Genomic DNA, 22930 nt, shown 5'->3' with positions numbered 1-22930 from the left:
GGGCCAACCGGCCTGGGCGGCCTGACCTCCGCCCGGCCGGGTGGAGCCGATGACAGTGGAAGTGGGGGATCCCGTGCGGAGGAGTGGGATACGCGACGGGGGTGGCGGTCCGGCCGCGGAGGGCGGCCGTGACGAGGGCACGGTCCCGCTGCCGCGCGCCGAGCCGGCCGCGACGACCGAGGCCGAGGCCGAGGCCAAGCCGGGTTCACCGGCCGGCGGCGGGCGCGCCGAGACGCGCCGCGCCCGCAAGAAGGCCAAGCCGCGCTGGCGCCGCGTCCTGCTGTGGACCTCGGGGTCGCTCGCCTTCCTGGTGCTGGCGGCCGCGGCCGCCGTCTACTTCTACATCGAGCACCTCAACGGCAACATCGAGTCCGACGAGCTGAACCTCGGCAACAACCGGCTCGAACGCTCCCAGCCCAACGCCGACGGCCAGGTCCCGCTGAACATCCTGCTGCTCGGCTCGGACTCCCGGGAGGGCGCCAACCAGGAGCTCGGCGGCGGCAGCGAGGGCGGCGAGCGCGCCGACGTGCAGCTGCTGATGCACGCCTCGGCCGACCGCAGCAACATCACGCTGATCAGCGTGCCGCGCGACACCGTGGTCGACATCCCCGAGTGCACCGACCCGGAGACCGGCGAGGTCTACCCGGAGACCAGGGATCGGATCAACTCCTCGCTCGGCCACGGCGGGCCCGGCTGCGTGGTCGCCACCTGGGAGGAGATGACCGGCATCCCGATCGACCACTTCATGATGCTGGACTTCCAGGGCGTCGTCAGCATGGCCGACGCGGTGGGCGGCGTGCCGGTCTGCGTGCAGCAGAACATCCAGGACCCCGAGTCGCACCTGCGGCTGCCGGCCGGCGAGAACATCGTGGAGGGCGAGGACGCCCTCAGGTGGCTCCGCACCCGGCACGCCTTCGGCGACGGCAGCGACGTCGGCCGCACCAGGGCCCAGCAGATGTACCTGAGCAACATGGCCGACGAGCTGCAGAACAGCACCTCGCTGACCAACCCGACCGAGCTGATGGACCTGGCCGAGGCCGCCACCAACGCGCTCACCGTGGACAACGGCCTGGCCAGCGTCCAGGACCTCTACGGCCTGGGCGAGGACCTCCGCTCGGTGCCCGGCGACCGGATCAACTCCATCACCATGCCGTGGCTGCCCGACCCGGCGAACCCGGACGTCACGGTGGTCCCCGACCCGGCCGAGTCCGAGGAACTGTTCGCCCTGGTCAGGGACGACATCGCGCTGGACGACCAGGACGCCGCGCCCGCCGAGGAGGACGAGGGCGAGTCCGCCTCGCCCGAGGCCACCGCGGACCCGCCGGCGGAGGTCCCCGTCACGGTGCGCAACGGTACCGGGGACGTCGCCACGGGCGAGCCGCCCGTGGACGGCAGGGCCAGCGACATCACGGAGGCACTGGTGGCCCAGGGGTACACCGGCGCCACCACCGACCCCGTCCCCGAGCCGCAGGCGAGCTCGCAGCTGCTGTACCAGGAGGAGGCCGACCGGGCCAACGCGGAGGCCCTCGCCGAGGCGCTCGGCCTGCCCCACTCGGTGGTCCGGATCTCCCCGAGCGCCGACGGGATCACCCTGATCGTCGGCAACGACTGGCGGGAGGGCACCGGCTACCAGGAGCCGACGCCCGACGAGAGCGCGGAGGGCGGCTCGGACTCGGGCTCGGACGCCGGTGGCGAGGAGCAGGCCGTCGACGACGAGGCCATCCTCTTCGGCGACCAGGAGGACTGCATGGAGGTCAACCCGCTCCCGCAGTACACCTGGTAGCCGGGCCCGCCGTCAGGACTCCGCGGCAACCGGCTCGCGGCGCGAGGCGATGACGTGCCGGGCCAGCTTCCTGGGGCTGGTGAGGAAGCCCCAGCCCCAGGAGAGGTGCATGGTGGCGAGCGCCAGCGGGATCCTGATCCGCGCGCCGAGGCCGAGGCCCCTGCCCGCCGGCACCGAGCCCAGCGTGATCGCCGCCAGGTAGCCGCCGGGGACCAGCAGCGCCCACGGGGTCAGCACCGCGCCGGCCACCAGGCCGGCCGCGATCGCCACCAGCGCCACCGGCGGCGCCAGGTAGCGCGGGTTGATCGACCCGGCGTGGTAGCGGGCGACCACGTGCCGCCAGCGGCCGTAGTTGCGGTACTGCTTGGCGAGCGCCGCGACCGAGGGCCGGGGCCGGTAGGAGACCAGCAGCTCGGGCGAGAACCAGATCAGCCCGCCGGCCTGCCGGATGCGGTAGTTGAGCTCCCAGTCCTGGGCCCTGATGAACTCCTCGTTGTAGCCGCCCTGCCGCTCCAGCACCTCGCGCCGGAACACGCCCAGGTAGACGGTCTCGGCCTCGCCGGCCGCGCCGCCCGTGTGGAAGGCCGCGTTGCCGACGCCGATCTTCGAGGTCATCGCGGCGGCCACCGCGCGCTCCCAGTCGTTCTCGCCCTCGGCGTGCATGATGCCGCCGACGTTGGCCGCGCCCGTCTCGTGCAGCAGCCGCACGGCGGTGGCGATGTAGCCGGGCGAGAGCATGCCGTGCCCGTCCACCCTGACCACCACCGGGTGCGAGGACGCCCGGATCGCGGCGTTGAGGCCGGCGGGCGTCCGTCCCGTCGGGTTGGGGACGGTGCGCACCCGGTCGTCCTGCGCGACCAGCTCGGCGGCGATCTCGTCCGTCCGGTCGGTCGACGGGCCGAGCGCGATCACGACCTCGATCTCGCCCGGGTACTCCTGCTCGAGAATGTGCCGGACCGAACTGCGCAGGTGCCGCTCCTCGTTGAGCACCGGCATGATCACGGACACGGCGGGGGTCGGAATGCTGGTCACCGGCTCACGTTACCGCGAACGGGGGACCCCGGAGCGCGCCGGGCCCAGGTCGAAGATCGTATGGACATACGGTGAGCTCGGGAGGTGCCCAGGATGCCCGCGACCACGCCACGCCCCGCACGCCACCGAGGATTCGTCAGCCGCTGGGTCCTGCGACTCGCGGCCGCACTCGCCGCCATGGTGCTCCTGACCAGCGGCGTCGGCCACGCGATGGTCGACTCCGTGGCCGGCGCCGTGCGGCGGGTCGACCCGTTCCAGGGCCTCAGGGACCGCCCGGACGCCGGGCGCGGCCTCAACATCCTGCTGATCGGGACGGACTCCCGGGAGGGACTGACCGAGGAGCAGCGCCGCCGCTACCACGTCGGCGACGTGGGCTGCCACTGCGCCGACGCCGTCATGCTGCTCCACCTCTCCGAGTCCCGCGACCGGATGACCGTGGTCAGCCTGCCCCGCGACACCTACGCCAAGCTGCCCGCCCACGACCTGGTGCTCTCCGAGGGCCACCACGAGGGGCACGCCGACAAGCTCAACGCCGCCCTCTCGCACGGCGGCCCGCCGCTGATGGTGCGCACTGTGGAGTCGCTGACCGGGCTGCGCGTCGACCACTACCTGGAGGTCGACTTCGGCAGCTTCGTGCGGGCGGTGGACGAGGTCGGCGGCGTCGAGGTGTGCAGCGCCGAGCCGCTGAAGGACGAGCACTCGGGCCTCGACATCCCCGCGGGACGCACCATGCTCGACGGAGTCGGCGCGCTCTCCTACGTCCGCGCCCGCCATCTGGACGGCGGCTCCGACGTCCACCGGATGGAGCGGCAGCAGGAGTTCCTCGCCGCCTTCCTCGACCGGGCCATCAACGACCGGGTGCTGTTCAACCCGGCCCGGCTCGGCGGCACCGTCGACGCGCTCGTCGACTCGGTCGCCGCCGACCCGGGGTTCGGGGCCGAGGAGATGCTGGAACTGGCCAGCCTGATGCGGGAGTTCGACCCGGCCAACGTCGAGTTCGGCTCGGTGCCGCTCGCCGACGACGCCCGCGAGGTCGAGGGGCTCGGCTCCACGGTCATCTGGGACCGCCCCGAGTCCGACCGCCTCTTCGGCGCGCTGCGACTCGACGAACCGGTGCCGGCCCTCACCGACGCCGGCCCCGCCGGGGCCGCCCCGGCCCCGAGCCGGTCCCAGGCGGACTGCTGACTTCACGTCCGCTGGTCAGCGGCGATGCCGCAGGCGCGGCGCCGTGCGCCGGCAGCCCGCCGGCACGGCGATCGGGCCGGCTCCGCGGACCTACCCGCGTCAGCCGGGTGCGGCGGGCCCCGGCCGCGCCGGCCTATCGAACCTCGATGAACGCGTCGGCATCCCGCGGTTGCCGGGCCCGCGGCGGAGCCGCCGCGTGGCCGACGGCGACGGCGCCCATCGGGTCCCAGTCGTCCGGCAGGGACAGCTCGGCGCGGACCACGTCGCGGCAGAACATCGTGGAGGAGACCCACGCCGAGCCGAGCCCCTCGCCGGCCAGCGCGACCAGCAGGTTCTGCACGCCGGCGCCCGTCGCCACCACGAACATCTCGCGCTCGGCCGTGGAGCGCCGCTCGTCCGGGTAGTCGTGGGAGCCGTCCATCACCAGGCACGGCACCACCAGGTAGGGCGCGCCCCGCAGCACCTCGCCGCGCCGCACCCGGCGCGCGATCGACTCCTCGGACCTGCCGTCCCGCCGCAGGTCGGCGATCCACGCCTCGCGCATCGCGTCGAGCAGCCGGGTCCGGCTCTCCGCTGACTCCAGCAGCACGAACCGCCAGGGCGTGGTGTGGTGCGGGGCCGGTGCCGTCACCGCCGCCGCCACGGCCCGCCGCACCGCCGCCGGGTCCACGGGCTCCGCCGTGAACTCCCGCACCGTGCGCCGCAGCGTCACCGCCTCCCGCACCGCCTCGGACGTGCCGAGCCGGAACATGTCGGAGGCCGCGTCGCGCAGCAGGTCCCGCGCCGTGGCCGGCCCCTCGCCCACCAGCCGGCCGAGGCCGCGGACGACGGCCACCGGCAGCCCGGCCGTCTTGCCCTTCACCAGCTCGGCCGCGGCGGCCAGCTCGTCCCCGACCGCGGTGACCGTGGCGCCCAGCGCGTTGCCGTGCGGGTCGACCGTGCCCCGCAGGTCCTCCAGGACGGCGAGCCCCGCCGCGCCGATGGCCACGTCGGTCTGCCCCTCGCGCCACGGCCGGCCGAAGGTGTCCGTGACCAGCACCCCGACGTCGACGCCGAGCAGCTCCCGCAGCCCGCGCCTGATCCCGGCCGCCGAGGCGTCCGGGTCCTTGGGCAGCAACAGCACCGTGCCGGCCGGGGTGTTGGAGGCGTCCACGCCGGCCGCCGCCATCACGAAGCCGTGCCGCGACTCGACGATCCTGGTGCCACCGCGCCTGGCCACCACCCGGACGGCCTCCTCGTCGATGGCCGCCTCCCGGTCGTCCGCCCGGCGGACCCGGCCCTCGGCCTTGCTGACGATCTTGGAGGTGACGACGACCACGTCGCCGTCCAGCAGCCCGGACGCGCCGGCCGTCGACGCGGCCGTGGCGATCAGCTTGGCCAGGTCGTCGCCCGTGGCCACCTCGGGCATGCCCGGCAGCGCCCACACGTGGAACGAGGGGAGTTCGGCACCGGTGCTCACGCCGCCCTGACCTCCTCGGCGAGGTCGAGCGCCGCGGTGGCCATGGCCGCCGCCGCGTCGACGTCCGTCATCATCAGCGGCACCGCCCGGCAGCGGATGCCGTCGTCCTCCACCGCCTTGACCACGTGCGCGTCCACGGTGTCCACCAGCCAGCCGTCGAGCAGCCCCGAGCCGTAGTGCCGGGCGACCGCCGCCGCGGTGGCCTCGACGCCGACGGCCGCGAGCACCTTGTCCGCCATGCCCCGAACCGGCGCGTCGCCGACGATCGGCGAGAGGCCGACGACGGGCACCCCGGCCTCCGCGATGCCCTCCCGCATGCCGGGCACGGCCAGGATGGTGCCCACGCTGACCACCGGGTTGGACGGCGGGAAGAGGATGACGTCCGCGGCCTCGATGGACCGCAGCACGCCGGGCGCCGGTTTGGCCTGCTCGGCCCCGACCGGCACCACCGCGTGCGCGGGGACGGCGGCCCGCAGGCGCACCCAGTACTCCTGGAAGTGCACCGCCTTGCGGCCGCCGACCCCGTCGTCGATCAGCACGTGGGTCTCGACCCGGTCGTCCGTCATCGGCAGCAGCCGGACGCCCGGCCGCCACCGCTGGCACAGCGCCTCGGTGACCGCGCTGAGCGGGTAGCCGGCCTCCATCATCTGGGTGCGCACGATGTGGGTCGCGAAGTCCCGGTCGCCCAGGCCGAACCACTCGGGCCCGACGCCGTAGGCGGCCAGCTCCTCCTTGACCGTGAACGTCTCGTCCGCGCGGCCCCAGCCCTGCCCCTCGTGGATGCCGCCGCCCAGCGTGTACATCACGGTGTCGAGGTCGGGGCAGACCTTGAGGCCGAACAGGTGGATGTCGTCTCCGGTGTTGCCGATGACGGTGATGTCCGCGTCGGGGGCGGCCCGCTTCAGCCCGCGCAGGAAGCGGGCGCCGCCGATGCCGCCGGACAGAACCACGATGCGTCGCATGCCCGCCAGTCTGTCAGCAGGCCAGGACGTCGCGCGGCACGGGTGCGGAACGGGCCCGCGGGTGCATCCGCATCTGGGTGAGCCCCGGGAAGTAGACGTGCAGGCTGACGGCCGGTTCGAGCGAGGCGTTGACGACCTCGTGCACGAAGCCGGGCGCGAGCACCCGCAGCGAGCCGGGGGTGAGCACCCGGCCGGTGGACCCGGCGGGCCCCTCCGTCGTCTCGGTCAACGCGCCGGCCAGCACGCCGTAGACGCCGCTCGACCCGCCGTGGTCGTGTCGCCCACTGCCCTGCCCCGGCACCCAGCTCAGCAGCCACACCTCGTACCCGGGACCGGTGCGCAGCCGGTGGTACCAGCGGCTGCTCGGGTCGTACCGCACCAGGGGCGCCCAACACTCCCGGTCCCCGGCCAGCGCGGTGGCCAGGGCGGCGAACTCCGCCACGGTGGCGGGGTGCTCGGGGGCGGGCGGCAGCAGATGCGGGATCGCCAGCGGATCGCCGGCGATTGCGTTGTCGTTGTCCATGGGGTCTGGGATGTGCCTCGGAGAGCTCGGTTGGTCGAAGTCGGACTCGAAGGATGCCCTACTGGAACGGTCCGGCCGCGCCGACGTCAACTGAACGCGCGACCGGGGCCATTGTTTCATCACTTCCGGTCGCCGAGGACGCGGAATGGTTTATGGACGGGGTCGCCCGGACAGGTGCCGCGTTGCCCATCCGTGATCCCACTGTGATCTCCGTCGCTGGCGTCCGCCGGTCGCAACAAATCCGGTGGCTCGTTCGTCCTACCCCGTACACGCGAGGCGCGGCGGAGGGAGAACGAGGGATACGGCCGGTGCGGGCGGGTGAACGCGCATAATTTGTGGCGATTTGAACACTTTCCGTATGGCTGTGGTGCCACAGGGTGAATCATCGGGTGAATGGCAGATCGTGGCTTGTCCACGCGGAGCTCGCGCTTGTAATTTCACTCATGTCGTTCGAGCGGTATCGATAACGACGGCATCACGGGGACGCAAAGAAGACGAGGGGCGCGCATATGACCGAGCTGTTCCAGCAACTGCTGGTCGACGAGGCGGACGAAGAACTCGGCTGGCAGGAGCGCGCGCTGTGCGCCCAGACCGACCCGGAGTCCTTCTTCCCCGAGAAGGGCGGATCCACACGCGAGGCCAAGAAGGTCTGCCTCGCCTGCGAGGTCCGCTCCGAATGTCTCGAATACGCCCTGGCCAACGACGAACGCTTCGGAATCTGGGGCGGATTGTCCGAGCGTGAACGCCGCCGCCTGAAGAAGGCCGCCGTCTGACGGCCGTTTGACGACCGTTCGACGAGCCTCCGGCGGACCGAGGGGCCCGGACACTCCCAGCCGCTAGTGTGGTGCGACGTCCACCACCGTCCAGCGAACCGGGGTCCGCACCTCGATGTCCGTGCAAAGTCATCCTGAATTCCCCCAGCACGTCGTCACGGCGGTGCTCGTCTCGCACGACGGCGAACGCTGGCTCCCCGAGGTGCTTGCGGGCCTGCTCGGCCAGGACCGCCCGGTCCAGGACGTCATCGCCGCCGACACCGGCAGCGCCGACTCCTCGGCCACCCTGGTCAGCGATGCCTTCGGCCCCGAGCGCGTGCTCCACCTCGCCCGCCGCACCGGCTTCGGTGCCGCCGTCGCCGAGGCGGCGCGCACGGCACCCGTGCTCACCCCGGACGACCTGCCCTACCTGAAGCGGCCGAACGCCTGGGACCCCATCACCCGGACGTGGAACAACGACGTCTACGACCTGCCCGAACTCCCGCACGGGGAACCGGTGCACTGGCTGTGGCTGCTCCACGACGACGCGGCCCCCGCGCCCGACGCGCTCCTCGAACTGCTGCGCCAGGCCGACGCCAGCCCGTCCGCCGCCGTGATCGGCGCCAAGCTCCGCGGCTGGTACGACCGCAGGCAGCTGCTCGAGATCGGCGTCTCCATCGCCAACAGCGGCCGCCGCTGGACCGGACTCGACCGCCGCGAGCAGGACCAGGGCCAACACGACCAGGTCAGGCCGGTCCTCTCGGTCTCCACCGCCGGCATGCTCATCAGGCGCGACGTCTTCGACCGGCTCGGCGGCTTCGACAAGCGCCTGCCGCTGATGCGCGACGACGTCGACCTCTGCTGGCGCGCCCAGGCCGCGGGGCACCGGGTGCTGATCGCGCCCGGCGCCGTCCTGCGGCACGCCGAGGCCGCCTCCCGCGAGCGCCGCACCATCGACTGCGGCGGCCGGCTCGGCGGCAGCCCGCACCGCGTCGACAAGGCCGCCGCCACCTACACGCTGCTCGTCAACGCCCGTACCGCCGTGCTGCCCTGGGTCCTCTTCAGGCTCGTCCTCGGCACCCTGCTGCGGGTCCTCGGCTACCTCGTCGGCAAGCTCCCGGGGCGCGCCCTGGACGAGGCCGCCGGGCTGCTCTCCACCCTGCTGGTGCCGGGACGCGTCCTCGGCGCCCGGCGCCGCCGTCGCGGCATCGTCGACCCGGGCAGCGACCCCAAGGAGCTCCGCCCCTACTTCCCGCCGGCCGGCGCCACCGTCCGCGCCACCGTCGAACAGGTCGTCAGCAACTTCTCTGGCCGCTCGGAGCCCGCCGCCTCCTCCGGCGGGCGGCACGGCGTCGTCGAGTCCGGGCCGACCGACGACGAGGCGGACTCCCTGGAGATCGAGCAGTTCGCCCGGGTCAAGCGGCTCGCCCGCCGCCCAGGACCCATGCTCTTCCTGGTCCTCTTCCTCGCCTCGCTGCTCGCCTGCCGCGAACTGCTCGGCTCCGGCGCCCTCACCGGCGGCGCCCTGCTGCCCGCGCCCGGCGAGGCCGGCGCCCTGTGGGACCGCTACCTGGAGACCTGGCAGCCCGTCGGCACCGGCGGCGACGCCTCGGCCCCGCCCTACCTCGGCCTGCTCGCGCTCCTCTCCAGCCTGCTGTTCGGCAGCCCCGGGCTCGCCATGTCGCTGCTGCTGGTCGCCTCCGTGCCGCTCGCCGGCCTCAGCGCCTACCTCAGCTCGACGCCGCTGGTGATGTCCCGGCTGCTGCGCGCCTGGGCCAGCGTCGCCTACGCCTTCCTGCCCGCCGTCACCGGCGCCCTGGCCGCCGGCCGGGTCGGCACCGCCGTGCTCGCCGTGCTGCTGCCGCCGCTCGCCCGCACCGCCGTCGCCGCCGCCGGGCTCGCCAGCCCCACCGGCCGCGGCTCCTGGCGGGCCGCCTGGGCCTGCGCCCTGCTGCTGACCTTCGCCACCGCCTTCACCCCCGTCGTGTGGCCGATGGCCGTGCTGCTCGCCGTGCTCGCCCTCGCCCTGCCGCTCCGTCAGGAGCCGGGGCTGCGCCGCGCCCGCGCCCCACGTCTCGCCGCCGCGCTGCTCACCCCCGCCGTGCTGCTCGGCCCCTGGTCCTGGTCGGTGCTGCTGAGCCCGTCCGACTTCCTGCGCGAGGTCGGGCTGCCGTTCACCACCTCCCAGGCCGGCGCCTTCCAACTGCTCAACATCAACCCCGGCGGCCCCGGCACCCCAGGCACCTGGCTGCTCGCCGGCCTGGTGCTCGCCGCGCTCGCGGCCCTGCTGCGCGCCGAGCGGCGGCTCGCCATCCTCAGCGCCTGGACCTTCGCCCTGGTCGGCCTCGTCTTCGCCGTCTGGTCGGACGGCGAGGGCTGGGCGGGCCCCGCCACCCTGGTCTACGGCCTCGCGCTGCTGGCCGCCGCGGTGCTCGGCGCCGACGGCGCCCGCTACCGGGTCGCCGCGCAGAGCTTCGGCTGGCGCCAGCCGGTCGCCGTCGCCATCGCCGGCGCCTCGGCCGCCGGCCCGCTGCTGGTCGCCGCCGGCTGGATCCTCTCCGGCGCCGCCGGGCCGCTGGAGCGCGCCAACCCCGTGCAGGTGCCGGCGTTCGTCGCCGAGGAGAGCTCGAGCCGCGACCAGGCCCGCACCCTGGTGCTGGCCGGCGGCTCCGGCGCGGACGGCGGCGCGCCGGGCCGCGTCGACTACACCCTGACCCGCGGCTCCGGCGCCCGCCTCGGCGACGCGGAGCTCGCCGAACTCGTGGGCGACGACACGGACCTGGGCATCGCGGTGGGCAACCTCGTCGCCGGCTCGGGCGCCGACCAGACCGCCGTGCTCGCCGAGTACGCCATCCGCTACGTGCTGGTCAAGGACGGCTCGCCGCGCGGCCTGCAGCGCGTGCTCGACACCACCCCCGGCCTCCAGCGCCTCAGCCAGGAGGACGGCAGCGCCCTGTGGCGGGTCGACAGCGAGGTCTCCCGCGTCACCGTGCTCCCGCCCGAGGAGGGCGAGGGCGCCGACGCCGAGCCCGTGCCGATCCCGGCCGACGCCGTCGAGGTGCACGCCGACCTGCCGGAAGGACCGGCCGGCCGGGTCCTGCGGCTGGCCGACGCCGCCTCGCCCGACTGGCGGGCCACGCTGGACGGCACGCCGCTGACCCCCGTCACCCTGGGCTGGGCGCAGGGCTTCGAGCTGCCGGAGGGCGGCGGCCGGCTCGACATCGTCCACGAGACACCCACCGGGCACACCCTGTGGGTGTGGACCCAGGGCTTCGCGCTGCTGGTGCTGACCGTGCTCGCGCTGCCCGGCCGGCGCCGCGAGCTCGACGACGACCTGCCGGAGGAGGAGGCGCCGCCCGCCGAGGCCCCCCAGGGCCGCCGGGCCCGCCGCATCGCGGCCGCCGAGGCCGAGGCCGAGGCGGCCGCCGCCCCGCCGGCCGAGGAGCCGCGCCAGCCGGAGCCCGAACCCGCCTACGTCCCGCAGCAGGCGGCCCAGGCCCAGGACCAGTGGGCCGACACCGGCTACCAGGACCACGCCGGCTACCAGGGCCAGTACCAGCAGGCCCCGTACCAGCCCGGCTACCAGCCCGAGTACCAGGACCCGGCGGCCTACCCCCAGACCGGCCAGCCGATCCCACGGCAGCCGGGCCACGACGGCTGGGGCGACCAGGGCTACGACCAGAGGTATGTCGCGCCGTATGACTATCCGGGCGACCACGGCGACGGGAGCGACCAGCGGTGAACCGCGCGACCATGTCCCTGCTGGCCGGCGTCGCGGCGCTGGCCGCCATCACCGGCGTGGCCGCGCTGCGCCCGGCCGACGGCACCGAGCCGCGGACCCTGGAGGCGCGGCTGCCCCGCCCGGTCGAGCGCAGCGCGCTCACCTGCCCGCGGCCCAGCTCCTCCGAGTTCGCCACCACCTGGTACACCGCGTTCACCCCGCCCGCGTCGGCCCCCGAGTCCACCCCGGAGGAGGGAGGCAGCGCCGAGCTGCTGCCCGCCCCCGAGTACTCGCCCGGCTCCGCCGACGAGGACGAGAACGGCGAGAACGCCGAGTCCGGGGAGAACGGCGAGGGGACCGAGGCCGAGCCCGTGGCGCCGCTCGCCGAGCCGGGCGCGCCGGTCACCGTCACCGTCTCCGACGCGGGCGCCCCCGCGCTCACCGGCACCGCCGAGGCCGGCCTGGCCCCCGGCTGGACCGTCCAGCAGACCACCCGGGTCGACGCCGGCACCGGGCGCGGCCTGCTCGGCACCGCCTGCCAGACCCCCGACACGGAGTTCTGGTTCGCCGGCGCCAGCACCGCGGAGAGCCGCCACGACTACGTCCACATCACCAACCCGGACGCCGCCGCCACCGTCGTCGACATCGAGCTGCACGGCCCCGAGGGCCGCGTCGAGACGGACACCGCCGAGGGCTTCACCGTCCCCGGCGGTACCACCGTCCCGGTCCGGCTCTCCACCCTGACCGACGAGCCGCTCGGCGACCTGGCCGTGCACGTCACCGCCCGCACCGGCCGGATCGGCGCCCAGATCGAGGCCGTCGACGACCAGCGCGGCGCCGACTGGCTGCCGCCCGCCACCGCGCCGGCCGGCGGCCCCGTCGTGCTGCCCGGCATCCCGGCCGAGGCCACCGGCGTCCGGCTGGTCGCGTTCGCGCCGGGCGACGAGGACGTCACCCTGGAGGTGGGCCTGGCGGGCCCCGGCGGCACCATCACCCCGGCCGGCTTCGAGACCGTGTCACTGCGCTCGGGCGAGCTCACCGCCCTCGACCTCGGCAACCTCACCCAGGGCGAGGCCAGTTCGCTGGTGCTGACGCCCGCCGGCGGTTCGGACTCCGGCCGCGTGGTCGCCGCCCTCCAGGTCGTCGGCGGCGAGGAGAACGCCGCCGAGATGGCGTTCATCCCCGCCACCTCGCCCGTCGAGGAGCGGGCCACCGTCTCCGGCAACACCGGCTCCGGCACCACGCTGGCGCTGGTCGCCCCGGGCGACGCGGTCGAGGTCTCCGTCACCATCTCCGCCGGCACCGAGGGCGGCGAGCCGGTCACCGAGACCTACACCGTCGACGGCGCGACCACCCTCACCGTCAGCCCGGAGATCCCCGACGGCACCCAGGGCAGCTACGCGATCACCGTGCAGCCGAGCGGCGCCCCGCTGTACGCGGCGCGGACCCTCACCATGGGCGACTCGGACGCCCGCGTCTTCACCGTCCAGACCCTTCCCGACGACCGCTCCGCCGTCGAGGTCCCCGACACCGACCAGGACCTGTCGATCATGCTCGACTGACCCGCCGCGGCCTCACTCCTGTCCATACCGGGGGTCGACCGACTCGGGCGCGAGCCCGAGCAGGTCGGCCGCCTGCTCCACACACACCTCGTGCACCAGCTGCGCCCGCTCCTCGCGGTCCCGGCTGCGCAGCTCCACCGGCCTGCGATAGACCACGATCCGGTCCGGGCGGCCGCGCCGGCCCCGCACCACCCTGCCGAGCGGCACCGCGTCGACCGGGTCCGGCACCGAGTCACCGCCCAACCAGGGCACCTCCTGCACCGCGAAGTCCACCGAGGCGAGCTGCGGCAGCCGCCGCCGCAGCCGCTCGGCCGAGTCGTGCACGAGGGAGTCGAAGGTCTCGGCGCGGCTGGCCGCGAGCGGCACCTGCGGAGGCGCCACGGGACCGCGCATGCCACGGCCGTGCCGGTCCCGGTGCCGGTGGCCGGCCGGTCCTGAAGGAGCCGGGGGGACGCTGCTGGATTTGTCCATCAACCATCGACCATAGAGGACGGAACGCCCGGAGGTCAGAACGCGCGGCACCCGGCCGCACGGGACAACGCGGGACCTCCCAGGCGAATCCCCACAGCGCGGACGCCCCAGGGACGACACGGCGGGGTGACGCCGCCCCGAGTCGTCGCGGCCCGCTCAGGAGTGCGGTACGGTCCAACATCGTGAGCCCCGTCCGTCGCTGTTCGCGCACCGCGTGCGCCCGCCCCGCCGTGGCGACGCTGACATATGTCTACGCGGACTCCACCGCCGTCCTCGGCCCCCTCGCGACCTACGCCGAGCCCCACTGTTACGACCTGTGCGCCGAGCACTCGGAGCGGCTGACCGCCCCCCGCGGCTGGGAGGTCGTCAGGCTCGCCATCGACTCCGCCGCCGCCCGGCCCAGCGGGGACGACCTCGAGGCGCTGGCCGACGCGGTCCGCGAGGCCGCCCGCACCCCGTCGCGCCCGAGCCCCCCGCCGCCGGGACCGCCGCCGCGGGGCGCCGACCCGATGGAGGTGGCCCGCCGCGGCCACCTGCGCATCCTCCGGTCCCCTGACTCGTAACAGCCGCCCGGTACATTGGCGATGGAGCGCTCAACCCACACCAGCCACCATCGCCACCTCCTCGACTCAGACAAGGGGTCAGCTGTGCCGGACCTGTCCCAGATCGTCAAGGCGTACGACGTCCGCGGCGTGGTTCCCGACCAGTGGGACGAGCGCCTCGCAAACCTGTTCGGCGCCGCGTTCGTCGAGATCACCGGGGCCGACGCCATCGTCGTCGGCCACGACATGCGGCCCTCGTCCCCCGGCCTCGCCGCCGCCTTCGGCCGCGGCGCCGCCGCCCGCGGCGCGAACGTCACCGAGATCGGCCTGTGCTCGACCGACCAGCTCTACTACGCGAGCGGCGCCCTCGACCGGCCCGGTGCCATGTTCACCGCGAGCCACAACCCCGCCCGCTACAACGGCATCAAGATGTGCCGCGCCGGCGCCGCGCCCGTCGGCCAGGACAGCGGTCTCGCCGACATCAGGGCCCTCGTCGAGCGGTGGGCCGAGGAGGGCGCGCCCGAGTCCGTCGCCGAGCCGGGCACCGTCGAGCAGCGGAACGTGCTCGCCGACTACGCCGCCCACCTGCGCTCCCTGGTCGACCTCACCGGCATCCGCACCCTGAAGGTGGTCGTCGACGCGGGCAACGGCATGGGCGGCCACACCGTCCCCACCGTCCTCGGCGGGCTGCCCCTGGAGGTCGACCCGCTCTACTTCGAGCTCGACGGCACCTTCCCCAACCACGAGGCCAACCCGCTCGACCCGGCCAACATCGTCGACCTCCAGGCCCGGGTCAGGGAGACCGGCGCCGACATCGGCCTCGCCTTCGACGGCGACGCCGACCGCTGCTTCGTGGTCGACGAGCGCGGCGAGCCCGTCTCGCCCTCCGCCATCACCGCCCTCGTCGCGGCGCGCGAGCTGGCCAAGTCCCCGGGCGGCACCGTGATCCACAACCTGATCACCTCCTGGTCGGTGCCCGAGGTGGTGCGCGAGAACGGCGGCACCCCGGTCCGCACCCGCGTCGGCCACTCGTTCATCAAGGCCGAGATGGCCCGCACCGGCGCCATCTTCGGCGGCGAGCACTCCGCCCACTACTACTTCCGCGACTTCTGGAACGCCGACACCGGCATGCTCGCCGCCCTCCACGTGCTGGCCGCGCTCGGCGAGCAGGACCGGCCGCTGTCCGAGCTCGTCGCCGCCTACGACCGCTACCCGGCGTCCGGCGAGATCAACAGCACCGTCGACGACCAGGCCGGCCGCGCCGCCGCCGTCCGCGCCGCCTACGCCGACCGCTCCGACGTCACCCTCGACGAGCTCGACGGCCTCACCGTCACCGCCGCCGACTGGTGGTTCAACCTCCGGCCCTCCAACACCGAGCCGCTGCTCCGGCTGAACATCGAGGCCCGCGACGCCGCCACCGTCGGCAAGGTCCGCGACGAGGTCCTGGCCATCGTCCGCGCCTGAGCCGCCGCACCCACCTTGGCGTGCCGCCCCCCGACGGCCCGGTTCCCGGTGCCGGGGCGGCACGCCTGCGGGTAGGGTGATCAGCGGAGAAGAACCGCAGGAGGACGCCATGTCACTCGTCGAAGCCGCCCTGCTCGACATCCTCGCCTGCCCGGTCTGCCACGCGCCGCTGCGCGAGGCGGACCAGGAGCTGGTCTGCACCGGCGACGGCTGCGGTCTGGCGTACCCCGTGGAGGACGGCATCCCGGTCCTCCTGGAGGACGAGGCCCGCAGGGCGGACTGAGCCCGGCCCGCGGCCCGCGGCCGGCGCCCCTCGAGCACGCAGCGCACGCATCGGAGAGCCCCGCATGATCGACGAATCGCTGCTCGACGCCACCGAGGAGCTGCTGCGCGCCGACCCGCGCGGCCTGCTGCGCGCGGTCGCCGCGGCCGGCGCCCACGTCCGCACCGCGGTCCGCGGCGCCGAGGAGTCCGAGCTGTCCGGGCTCCGCCCCGAGGGCCGCCCCGGCACCGTGCTGGTCGCCGGCTCGGGCCCCGAAGCCCGGCTCGTGGCCGACCTGTACGACGCCCTCGCCGAGGACGGCCTGCGCGTCTCCCGGCTCCGCCCGACCGGAGCCCTCGCCGCGCCCGGCGCGCTCACCTGGCCGCTGCCCCGCTGGGCCGGCCCCCTCGACCTGCTGCTCATCACGTCGGCCGAGGGCACCGAGCCCGGGCTCTCGCTGCTCGTCGAGGCCGCCCACCGGCGCGGCTGCGCCATCGTCACCGTCACCCCGGCCGGCTCCCCGCTCGCCGACGCCACGCGCAACCGCCGCAACCTCGTCATCCCGCACAGCCCCTCGCCCCACCACGAGCCGGCCGCGCACCCCGGCGCCCCGGGCCCGGGCTGGGCGCTCGTCGCCCCGCTCCTGCTGCTCGGCGACCGGCTCGACCTCTTCGAGGCGGACCGCGAGGCGCTGCTCGCCATGGCCGACGCCCTGGACGCCGTCGCCGAGCGCTGCGGCCCCACCAGCCGCACCCACGGCAACCCGGCCAAGACCCTGGCCGCCGAGTTCGCCGTCGCGCTGCCGCTGCTGTGGAGCGAGGGCCCGGTCGCCCGCGCCGCCGCCCGGCACGCCGCCGCCACCCTCACCGGGCTCGCCGGCCGCCCCACCCTCACCGCCCCGCTCCCCGAGGCGCTCACCGCGCACGGCGCGCTGCTCGGCGGCGACCTGGCCCCGGGCGCCGGCGACCCGGACGACTTCTTCCGCGACCGCGTCGACGAGCCGGCCCCGCTGCACGCCCGGGTGCTGCTGCTGCGCGCCCCGCTCCCCGAGACCGAGGGGGAGACCGCGGGCGCCGCCGCGGCCGCCCGCCAACTCGCGTTCGAACAGGGCACGGCCTTCGGTGAGTTGGAGACCTCGGCCACCGCCGGCCGCGACCCCGCGCCCAAGCCGCTGGTCGTCGCCGCCGAACTGATCGCCCAACTCGACTTCGCCGCCGTCTACCTGGCCCTCGCCGCCGGCCCCCGCACCTGACCCGGGCCGCCCCGGACCAAGCAGAAGGAACCACCCCCGATGGACCGCCTCACCAACACCGTCCGCCCCTACGCCTGGGGTTCGCCCACCGCCATACCGCGACTGCTCGGCGTCGAGCCCACCGGGGAACCACAGGCCGAACTGTGGATGGGCGCCCACCCCGGCGCCCCCTCCCGCCTCGACCGGGGCGCCGGTCCCGTCTCGCTCGCCGACGTGATCGCCGCCGACCCGGCCGGCGAGCTCGGCGACGCCACCCTGACCGCCTACGGCCCCCGGCTGCCGTTCCTGCTCAAGCTGCTCGCCGCCGAGACGCCGCTCTCCCTCCAGGTCCACCCCGACCTGGCCCAGGCCGCGGCCGGCTTCGCCGACGAGGAGGCGCGCGGCGTCCCCGTCGACGCCCCGCACCGCAACTACAAGGACGCCAACCACAAGCCCGAGCTCATCTGCGCCCTCACCCCCTTCGACGGCCTCTGCGGCTTCCGCCCGGCCGCCGAGACCGCCGAACTCCTCGACGGCCTCGGCGTCGACGAGCTCAAGCCCTACGCCGACCTGCTGCGGGCCCGGCCCGAGGGCGACGCGCTGCGCGAGGTCCTCACGGCCGTCCTCACCGCCGACCCGGTCGCCATGGCGGACACCGTCCACAAGACCACCGAGGCGCTCGCCGCCGGCACCGGACCCGACCACGCCGCCTACGCCGAGGCGGCCCGCCACTACCCGGGCGACCCCGGCGTCATCGCCGCCCTGCTGCTGAACCGCGTCCGGCTCCAGCCGGGCGAGGCCCTCTACCTCGGCGCCGGCGTCCCGCACGCCTACCTCAGCGGCTTCGGCGTCGAGATCATGGCCAACTCCGACAACGTGCTGCGCTGCGGCCTCACCCCCAAGCACGTCGACGTCCCCGAACTGCTGCGCGTCGTCCGCTTCGAGGCCACCGAGCCAGGCGTGCTGCGGGCCGGCGGCGACCCCGACCAGGAGTACCCCACGCCCATCGGCGAGTTCCGGCTCAGCCGGCACGTCCTGGACGGGCGCGCGCCCACCCGCACCCTGCCCGCCGGCACCCCCGGCATCCTGCTGTGCACCGCCGGCCGGATCGCGCTGCGCGACCGCGACGGCGCCCGACTCGACCTGGCCGCCGGGGAGTCGGCGTACGTGTCGGCCACCGAGACCGTCGACGTCGGAGGCGAGGGCACCCTCTTCCGCGCCACCACCGCCCCCACCCCGGCGGCCGCCTGACACGGCCGGGATCTTCCGGTGCCGCTGGGGCGCCGCCGCCATCCGGTGTAGATTCGGCAGAGTCATTACGTCGCTGCTGATGGCAGTCGGGCGCCCCGAGCGGGCCGCCCGGCCGAGGGGAAAGAAGGCCCTCCGACGGACCGTGAAGCCCGGGCGAGCGCACACGTGTGCCCGTCCGCCGCCGCACCCTGTCCGTGAACACTCACCGCTGTGAGGAGCAAGCCGTCATGACGACGAGCGCCAACGACGCTCAGACCCCCCTGGACGCCAAGGACTTCAAGGTCGCCGACCTCTCGCTGGCCGCGTTCGGGCGCAAGGAGATCACCCTCGCCGAGCACGAGATGCCGGGCCTGATGGCGATCCGCGAGGAGTACGCCGCCGCCCAGCCGCTCGCCGGCGCCCGGATCACCGGCTCCCTGCACATGACCGTGCAGACCGCCGTCCTCATCGAGACCCTGGTGGCCCTCGGCGCCCGCGTGCGCTGGGCCTCCTGCAACATCTTCTCCACCCAGGACCACGCGGCCGCCGCCATCGCCGCCGCCGGCATCCCCGTCTTCGCCTGGAAGGGCGAGACGCTCGAAGAGTACTGGTGGTGCACCGAGCAGGCGCTCACCTGGGACGACGCCCCCTCCGGCGGCCCCAACATGATCCTGGACGACGGCGGCGACGCCACCCTGCTCGTGCACGACGGCGTCGAGTACGAGAAGGCCGGCAGGGTCCCGGACCCGGCCACCGAGGCCTCCAACGACGAGCACCGCGTCATCCTCGAACTGCTCACCAGGACCCTGGCCGAGAACCCGCAGAAGTGGACCCAGGCCGCCGCCGACATCCGCGGCGTCACCGAGGAGACCACCACCGGCGTGCACCGGCTCTACGCGATGTTCAAGGAAGGCACCCTGCTCTTCCCGGCCATCAACGTCAACGACGCCGTGACGAAGTCGAAGTTCGACAACAAGTACGGGGTCCGCCACTCGCTGGTCGACGGCATCAACCGCGGCACCGACGTCCTCATCGGCGGCAAGACCGCCGTCGTCTGCGGCTACGGCGACGTCGGCAAGGGCTGCGCCGAGTCCCTCCGCGGCCAGGGCGCCCGCGTCGTGGTCACCGAGATCGACCCGATCTGTGCCCTCCAGGCCGCCATGGACGGCTACCAGGTCGTCCGCCTCGAGGACGTGGTGGAGACCGCCGACATCTTCATCACCACCACCGGCAACAAGGACATCATCCTCGCCTCCGACATGGCCCGGATGAAGCACCAGGCGATCGTCGGCAACATCGGCCACTTCGACAACGAGATCGACATGGCCGGCCTCGCCAAGATCCCGGGCATCGTCAAGGACGAGATCAAGCCCCAGGTCCACACCTGGACCTTCCCCGACGGGCACAACATCATCGTGCTCTCCGAGGGCCGCCTGCTGAACCTGGGCAACGCGACCGGCCACCCGTCGTTCGTCATGTCCAACAGCTTCGCCAACCAGACGATCGCCCAGATCGAGCTCTTCACCAAGACCAGCGAGTACCCGACGGGCGTCTACACGCTGCCCAAGCTGCTCGACGAGAAGGTGGCCCGCCTCCACCTGGACGCCCTCGGCGCCCGGCTCACCGAGCTGCGCCCCGAGCAGGCCGAGTACATCGGCGTCCCGGTCGAGGGCCCCTACAAGCCCGACCACTACCGGTACTGAGCCACCTCCGACCCGGAAGGCAGGCGCCCGGCCCACCACCGGCCGGGCGCCACGCCCCACCACCTCCCCATGCCACGCGGCCGCTACCTGCTGCACGATCCCGCTGACGGCACCCCCCTCGGCGAGGAGCACTTCCAGTGCGCCCCCGGGCCCACCGGCTGGCGCTACGTCTCCCGCCTCGACGACCCCGCCGGCCGACCCACGGGCGCCGTCGACCTCACCCTTGACCACCTCGGCCGCCCCATCCGCCTCGACCTCCGCTCCGGCGACTGGCAGGTGCGCGGCGCCGCCCTCGACGGCGTGACCTGGGTGCGGATGGCCACCACCGGCGAGCAGGCCACCGAGGGCAACGCTGCGGCCCGCGCCTTCACCGGGGCCTCACCGGCCTTCGCCGTCGCCACCGCCCACCTGCTGCGCCTCACCCCCGAGGAGCCGAGCGCCCTGATCCGCCTGGTCGCCCTCACACCGCCCGTGCTCGCCCCGCGCACCCACGACGAGAGCTGGACCCTGCTGGGCACCGAGACCCACCCCACCGACAGCGGCCCGCTGACCGTGCGCGCCTACCAGGTCGACGACCAGGAGACCGGCGAACGCCACACCGTCCACCTGGCCGGCGACGTCGTGCTCGCCGCCCCCGGCATCGAGCTCGCCGACCTGGACTCCCCGCCGTCCCCCACCATCGCCGCTACGCCGGGGGAGTGAACCCACCCGCCCGGGGCGCCTCCCCGGGCCGCTCGGGTATCTCCCGCGGCGGAACCGCCTCGACCGGCGCCGCCTGAACCGGCGGCCACGGGGCCTGGACCGGGGGCGGCGCCGGCTGAACCGGCGGCCCCCCGAAGACCCGCGCCGCCTCCCGCCGCTGCCGCTCGGCCACCAGCGCCGCCAGATAGGCCGCCGGCGGCATCCCCTGCGGCGCCGGGACCCCGACCGAAGCCATCACGTCGTTCGCCAACCGCGCGGACATCGACCAGGCCACCCCCTGGTCCAACTGCTCCAACCGACCGAGCAACTGCCGCGCCGCCAACCACAGCCGGTCGGGCACCCGGGACAGGTCGAGCTGCGCGAACTCCCCGGCGATCCACGGCGGCGGCGGAGGCAACGGCGCCGAGGCCGTGACCGGCATCCGCTCCCTGACCACCAGCGTCCCCCCGAACACGTCGCCGAGCCGCCGCCCCTCGGCGGACACCAGCGAGGCGACGCACGCCACCGAGCCCGCCGTCAGCAGGATCTCGACGAAGCCCACGGCCCCCCGCACCAGCGCGTGCCGGAACCGGATCGGCCCGCCGTCCGCCCGCACCACCCGCAGCCCGAACACCAGCTTCCCGAGCGACCGGCCCCTGCTCAGCGTCTCCACCGCGATGGGCACCCCCACCAGCACCAGCAGCAGCAGCGCCACGCCGACCGCGTCCGCCGTGGCCGTGCCGAGCGAGAGCACCGTGCTCAGCAACACCACCGACACCAGCAGATAGCCGCCGACGACCACCACCAGGTCGATCACGAGCGCCATCGTCCGACTCGGCAGCCGCGCGGGCTGCAGCCCCAGCACCACCGCGTCGCCCGTCACCAGCTGGCTCATCCGGCATTCCCCCTTCCACTGGACAGTCTGACATCGGCGTCTGACAAGCTTCAGGGCATGGACCTCGACGTGTTCACCGCGGCCCACCGCGCCGAGTGGGACCGGCTCGAAGCCCTGCTGCGTCGCCGGCGCGCCCGGCTCAGCGGCGCCGAGGTGGACGAGCTGGTCACGCTCTACCAACGCACGGCCACCCACCTCTCCCAGCTCCGCTCCTCCGCACCCGACCCCGCGCTGGTCAGCCGCCTCACCACCCTGGTGGCCAGGGCCCGCAGCGCCGTGGTCGGCAGCAGGAAGGCCACCTGGCGCGACGCCCTGCACTTCTTCACCGCGGGCTTCCCCGCCGCCTGCTACCGCACCCGCCACTGGTGGGTGCCCACCGCCCTGGTGTCCACGCTGCTGGTGGCGGCCTTCGGCTGGTGGATCGCCACCAACCCGGAGGTGCGCCTCGCGATGGCCGCCCCCGCGGAGCTGCGCGAGATGACCCGCCCCGGCGGCTCCTACGAGACCTACTACTCCAGCAGCCCGGCCGCCGCCTTCTCCGCCCAGGTGTGGACGAACAACGCACAGGTCGCCGGGCTCTGCCTGGCCTTCGGCGCGCTGCTCGGGCTGCCCGTGCTCTACGTCATGCTGCAGAACGTGGTCAACGTGGCCGCCGGCGTCGGGCTGATGGCGGCCGCCGACCGTCTCGACGTCTTCCTCGGGCTGATCCTCCCGCACGGGCTGCTGGAGCTGACCGCCGTCTTCGTCGCCGCCGGCGTGGGGCTGCGCCTCGGCTGGACGGTGATCGACCCGGGGCCGCGCACCCGTGGCTCCGCCCTGGCCCAGGAGGGCCGGGCGGCCATCGGCATGGCCATCGGACTCGCCGCCGTACTACTGGTGTCGGGCCTGATCGAGGGCTTCGTCACCCCCTCCGGGCTGCCCACCTGGGCCCGCATCGCCATCGGCGTGGTGGCCGAACTCGCCTTCCTCGCCTATGTCTTCGTCCTCGGCCGGCGGGCCGCAGCCGCCGGCGAGACGGGCGACCTGGCGGCGGCCGACCGGACCGCGGAGGCCCCGGTCGCCGCGTGACCGCCGTCGTGGCTTGACGTCGGTCCTTCCGAGGCGTAATGTTCTCCGAGCTGCCACAAAGCCGCCGGTCACTCCGGGGCGCGCGTGGAAGCAATCCCGCCACCACGTGTGGCAATCACTGCGTCTGAACGCTCTGCCCGCGAGGGTCTGTTTCTGCTTGCCTGAAACAGCTTCTCCGGGGCCGGATTTGGAATCCGGCGGGAGATGGTTCTAAAGTGGTGAACACCGGAGGGAAGCCCGGAGGGGCCCGAAAGGGAACCGAAGGTAGCGTCCGTTTCTTGAGAACTCAACAGTGTGCCAAGAAGTCAATGCCAGATTTTTGATTGATCAATGCGAGAATCAAATTGTTCTCGTGGATGATCTTCTTTGAAGCATTCACGGAGAGTTTGATCCTGGCTCAGGAC

General features: G+C 74.3%; 19 protein-coding genes. 13 read left to right on the top strand and 6 right to left on the bottom strand.

Annotated elements, in window-relative coordinates; all coding sequences use genetic code 11:
- Positions 1-49: 49 nt before the first annotated feature.
- A complete protein-coding gene (locus RNC47_RS25680; protein ID WP_311601969.1) occupies positions 50-1783 on the top strand; it encodes an LCP family protein in 1734 nt (577 codons plus the stop codon).
- Between the two features lie 12 nt (positions 1784-1795).
- On the opposite strand, the gene RNC47_RS25675 is transcribed toward RNC47_RS25680, so the two are convergent.
- Positions 1796-2806 carry a glycosyltransferase family 2 protein gene (locus tag RNC47_RS25675; RefSeq protein ID WP_311602024.1) on the bottom strand — a complete coding sequence of 337 codons (1011 nt, stop codon included), beginning with the start codon at positions 2804-2806 and terminating at the stop codon, positions 1796-1798.
- A gap of 102 nt (positions 2807-2908) precedes the next feature.
- Between RNC47_RS25675 and RNC47_RS25670 the strand changes: the two genes are divergently transcribed.
- Positions 2909-4000, top strand: a complete 1092-nt coding sequence (locus tag RNC47_RS25670; protein ID WP_311601968.1) for an LCP family protein — start codon at positions 2909-2911, stop codon at positions 3998-4000.
- Between the two features lie 133 nt (positions 4001-4133).
- Here RNC47_RS25670 and RNC47_RS25665 read toward each other — a convergent pair whose 3' ends face one another.
- The 3 genes from RNC47_RS25665 to RNC47_RS25655 are packed head-to-tail and all read right to left on the bottom strand — an operon-like array spanning position 4134 to position 6944.
- Positions 4134-5459, bottom strand: coding sequence for a coenzyme F420-0:L-glutamate ligase (locus RNC47_RS25665; protein ID WP_311601967.1), 1326 nt, complete (start codon positions 5457-5459; stop codon positions 4134-4136).
- Positions 5456-6421 carry a 2-phospho-L-lactate transferase gene (gene cofD / locus RNC47_RS25660; protein ID WP_311601966.1) on the bottom strand — a complete coding sequence of 322 codons (966 nt, stop codon included), beginning with the start codon at positions 6419-6421 and terminating at the stop codon, positions 5456-5458. Before cofD ends, RNC47_RS25665 begins: the two co-directional genes overlap by 4 nt.
- 13 nt (positions 6422-6434) lie before the next feature.
- On the bottom strand, positions 6435-6944 hold the full coding sequence (locus RNC47_RS25655) for a cysteine dioxygenase (protein WP_311601964.1): 510 nt from the start codon (positions 6942-6944) through the stop codon (positions 6435-6437).
- Between the two features lie 509 nt (positions 6945-7453).
- Between RNC47_RS25655 and RNC47_RS25650 the strand changes: the two genes are divergently transcribed.
- The 3 genes from RNC47_RS25650 to RNC47_RS25640 all read left to right on the top strand — a co-directional run bounded on the left by RNC47_RS25650 (position 7454) and on the right by RNC47_RS25640 (position 12979).
- The gene (locus tag RNC47_RS25650) at positions 7454-7717 is read left to right on the top strand and encodes a WhiB family transcriptional regulator (protein WP_132820341.1); all 264 of its coding nucleotides are present in this window, start codon (positions 7454-7456) and stop codon (positions 7715-7717) included.
- 115 nt (positions 7718-7832) lie between these two features.
- The gene (locus RNC47_RS25645) at positions 7833-11438 is read left to right on the top strand and encodes a glycosyltransferase family 2 protein (protein ID WP_311601960.1); all 3606 of its coding nucleotides are present in this window, start codon (positions 7833-7835) and stop codon (positions 11436-11438) included.
- The gene (locus tag RNC47_RS25640) at positions 11435-12979 is read left to right on the top strand and encodes a DUF5719 family protein (protein ID WP_311601959.1); all 1545 of its coding nucleotides are present in this window, start codon (positions 11435-11437) and stop codon (positions 12977-12979) included. The genes RNC47_RS25645 and RNC47_RS25640 overlap by 4 nt, the downstream gene beginning before the upstream one ends.
- Positions 12980-12991: 12 nt before the next feature.
- Here the strand turns inward: RNC47_RS25640 and RNC47_RS25635 are convergent, their stop codons facing one another.
- On the bottom strand, positions 12992-13372 hold the full coding sequence (locus RNC47_RS25635) for a metallopeptidase family protein (RefSeq protein WP_394814875.1): 381 nt from the start codon (positions 13370-13372) through the stop codon (positions 12992-12994).
- A 257-nt stretch (positions 13373-13629) separates the two neighbouring features.
- On the opposite strand from RNC47_RS25635, the gene RNC47_RS25630 reads away from it, so the two are divergent.
- From RNC47_RS25630 to RNC47_RS25600, 7 genes are all read left to right on the top strand, one after another.
- Positions 13630-14013 (top strand): DUF3499 domain-containing protein, encoded by a 384-nt coding sequence (locus tag RNC47_RS25630; protein ID WP_311602023.1) that lies wholly within the window; start codon positions 13630-13632, stop codon positions 14011-14013.
- 84 nt (positions 14014-14097) lie between these two features.
- Positions 14098-15456, top strand: coding sequence for a phosphomannomutase/phosphoglucomutase (locus RNC47_RS25625; protein WP_311601957.1), 1359 nt, complete (start codon positions 14098-14100; stop codon positions 15454-15456).
- A 109-nt stretch (positions 15457-15565) separates the two neighbouring features.
- Positions 15566-15739: a Trm112 family protein gene (locus RNC47_RS25620; RefSeq protein WP_311601955.1), complete on the top strand. Its 174-nt coding sequence runs from the start codon at positions 15566-15568 to the stop codon at positions 15737-15739.
- 64 nt (positions 15740-15803) lie between these two features.
- Positions 15804-16970, top strand: coding sequence for an SIS domain-containing protein (locus RNC47_RS25615; protein ID WP_311601954.1), 1167 nt, complete (start codon positions 15804-15806; stop codon positions 16968-16970).
- A 39-nt stretch (positions 16971-17009) separates the two neighbouring features.
- Positions 17010-18200: a mannose-6-phosphate isomerase, class I gene (gene manA, locus RNC47_RS25610; RefSeq protein ID WP_311601952.1), complete on the top strand. Its 1191-nt coding sequence runs from the start codon at positions 17010-17012 to the stop codon at positions 18198-18200.
- A gap of 227 nt (positions 18201-18427) precedes the next feature.
- Positions 18428-19882, top strand: coding sequence for an adenosylhomocysteinase (ahcY, locus tag RNC47_RS25605; RefSeq protein ID WP_311601951.1), 1455 nt, complete (start codon positions 18428-18430; stop codon positions 19880-19882).
- A gap of 69 nt (positions 19883-19951) precedes the next feature.
- The gene (locus RNC47_RS25600) at positions 19952-20584 is read left to right on the top strand and encodes a hypothetical protein (protein WP_311601950.1); all 633 of its coding nucleotides are present in this window, start codon (positions 19952-19954) and stop codon (positions 20582-20584) included.
- Here the strand turns inward: RNC47_RS25600 and RNC47_RS25595 are convergent.
- Positions 20568-21458, bottom strand: coding sequence for an RDD family protein (locus RNC47_RS25595; RefSeq protein ID WP_311601949.1), 891 nt, complete (start codon positions 21456-21458; stop codon positions 20568-20570). The genes RNC47_RS25600 and RNC47_RS25595 overlap by 17 nt on opposite strands.
- Before the next feature lie 57 nt (positions 21459-21515).
- Between RNC47_RS25595 and RNC47_RS25590 the strand changes: the two genes are divergently transcribed.
- Positions 21516-22526 (top strand): stage II sporulation protein M, encoded by a 1011-nt coding sequence (locus RNC47_RS25590; protein WP_311601948.1) that lies wholly within the window; start codon positions 21516-21518, stop codon positions 22524-22526.
- The last annotated feature ends 404 nt before the right edge of the window (positions 22527-22930 follow it).

The organism is Streptomyces millisiae (assembly GCF_031845425.1).
In the GTDB taxonomy this organism is placed as follows: Bacteria; Actinomycetota; Actinomycetes; order Streptomycetales; family Streptomycetaceae; genus Streptomyces; species Streptomyces millisiae.
The sequence above is the reverse complement of the archived record's forward strand: the minus strand, read 5'-3'. Positions and strand labels throughout refer to the sequence as shown.

Bases quoted from the DNA above. Each gene is read 5' to 3' on its own strand.
- RNC47_RS25635 (WP_394814875.1), bottom strand. From the start codon at position 13,372: ATGCGCGGTCCCGTGGCGCCTCCGCAGGTGCCGCTCGCGGCCAGCCGC.
- RNC47_RS25650 (WP_132820341.1), top strand. From the start codon at position 7,454: ATGACCGAGCTGTTCCAGCAACTGCTGGTCGACGAGGCGGACGAAGAA.
- manA (WP_311601952.1), top strand. From the start codon at position 17,010: ATGGACCGCCTCACCAACACCGTCCGCCCCTACGCCTGGGGTTCGCCC.
- RNC47_RS25620 (WP_311601955.1), top strand. From the start codon at position 15,566: ATGTCACTCGTCGAAGCCGCCCTGCTCGACATCCTCGCCTGCCCGGTC.
- RNC47_RS25590 (WP_311601948.1), top strand. From the start codon at position 21,516: ATGGACCTCGACGTGTTCACCGCGGCCCACCGCGCCGAGTGGGACCGG.
- RNC47_RS25600 (WP_311601950.1), top strand. From the start codon at position 19,952: ATGCCACGCGGCCGCTACCTGCTGCACGATCCCGCTGACGGCACCCCC.
- RNC47_RS25680 (WP_311601969.1), top strand. From the start codon at position 50: ATGACAGTGGAAGTGGGGGATCCCGTGCGGAGGAGTGGGATACGCGAC.
- ahcY (WP_311601951.1), top strand. From the start codon at position 18,428: ATGACGACGAGCGCCAACGACGCTCAGACCCCCCTGGACGCCAAGGAC.
- cofD (WP_311601966.1), bottom strand. From the start codon at position 6,421: ATGCGACGCATCGTGGTTCTGTCCGGCGGCATCGGCGGCGCCCGCTTC.
- RNC47_RS25595 (WP_311601949.1), bottom strand. From the start codon at position 21,458: ATGAGCCAGCTGGTGACGGGCGACGCGGTGGTGCTGGGGCTGCAGCCC.
- RNC47_RS25655 (WP_311601964.1), bottom strand. From the start codon at position 6,944: ATGGACAACGACAACGCAATCGCCGGCGATCCGCTGGCGATCCCGCAT.
- RNC47_RS25670 (WP_311601968.1), top strand. From the start codon at position 2,909: ATGCCCGCGACCACGCCACGCCCCGCACGCCACCGAGGATTCGTCAGC.
- RNC47_RS25645 (WP_311601960.1), top strand. From the start codon at position 7,833: ATGTCCGTGCAAAGTCATCCTGAATTCCCCCAGCACGTCGTCACGGCG.
- RNC47_RS25615 (WP_311601954.1), top strand. From the start codon at position 15,804: ATGATCGACGAATCGCTGCTCGACGCCACCGAGGAGCTGCTGCGCGCC.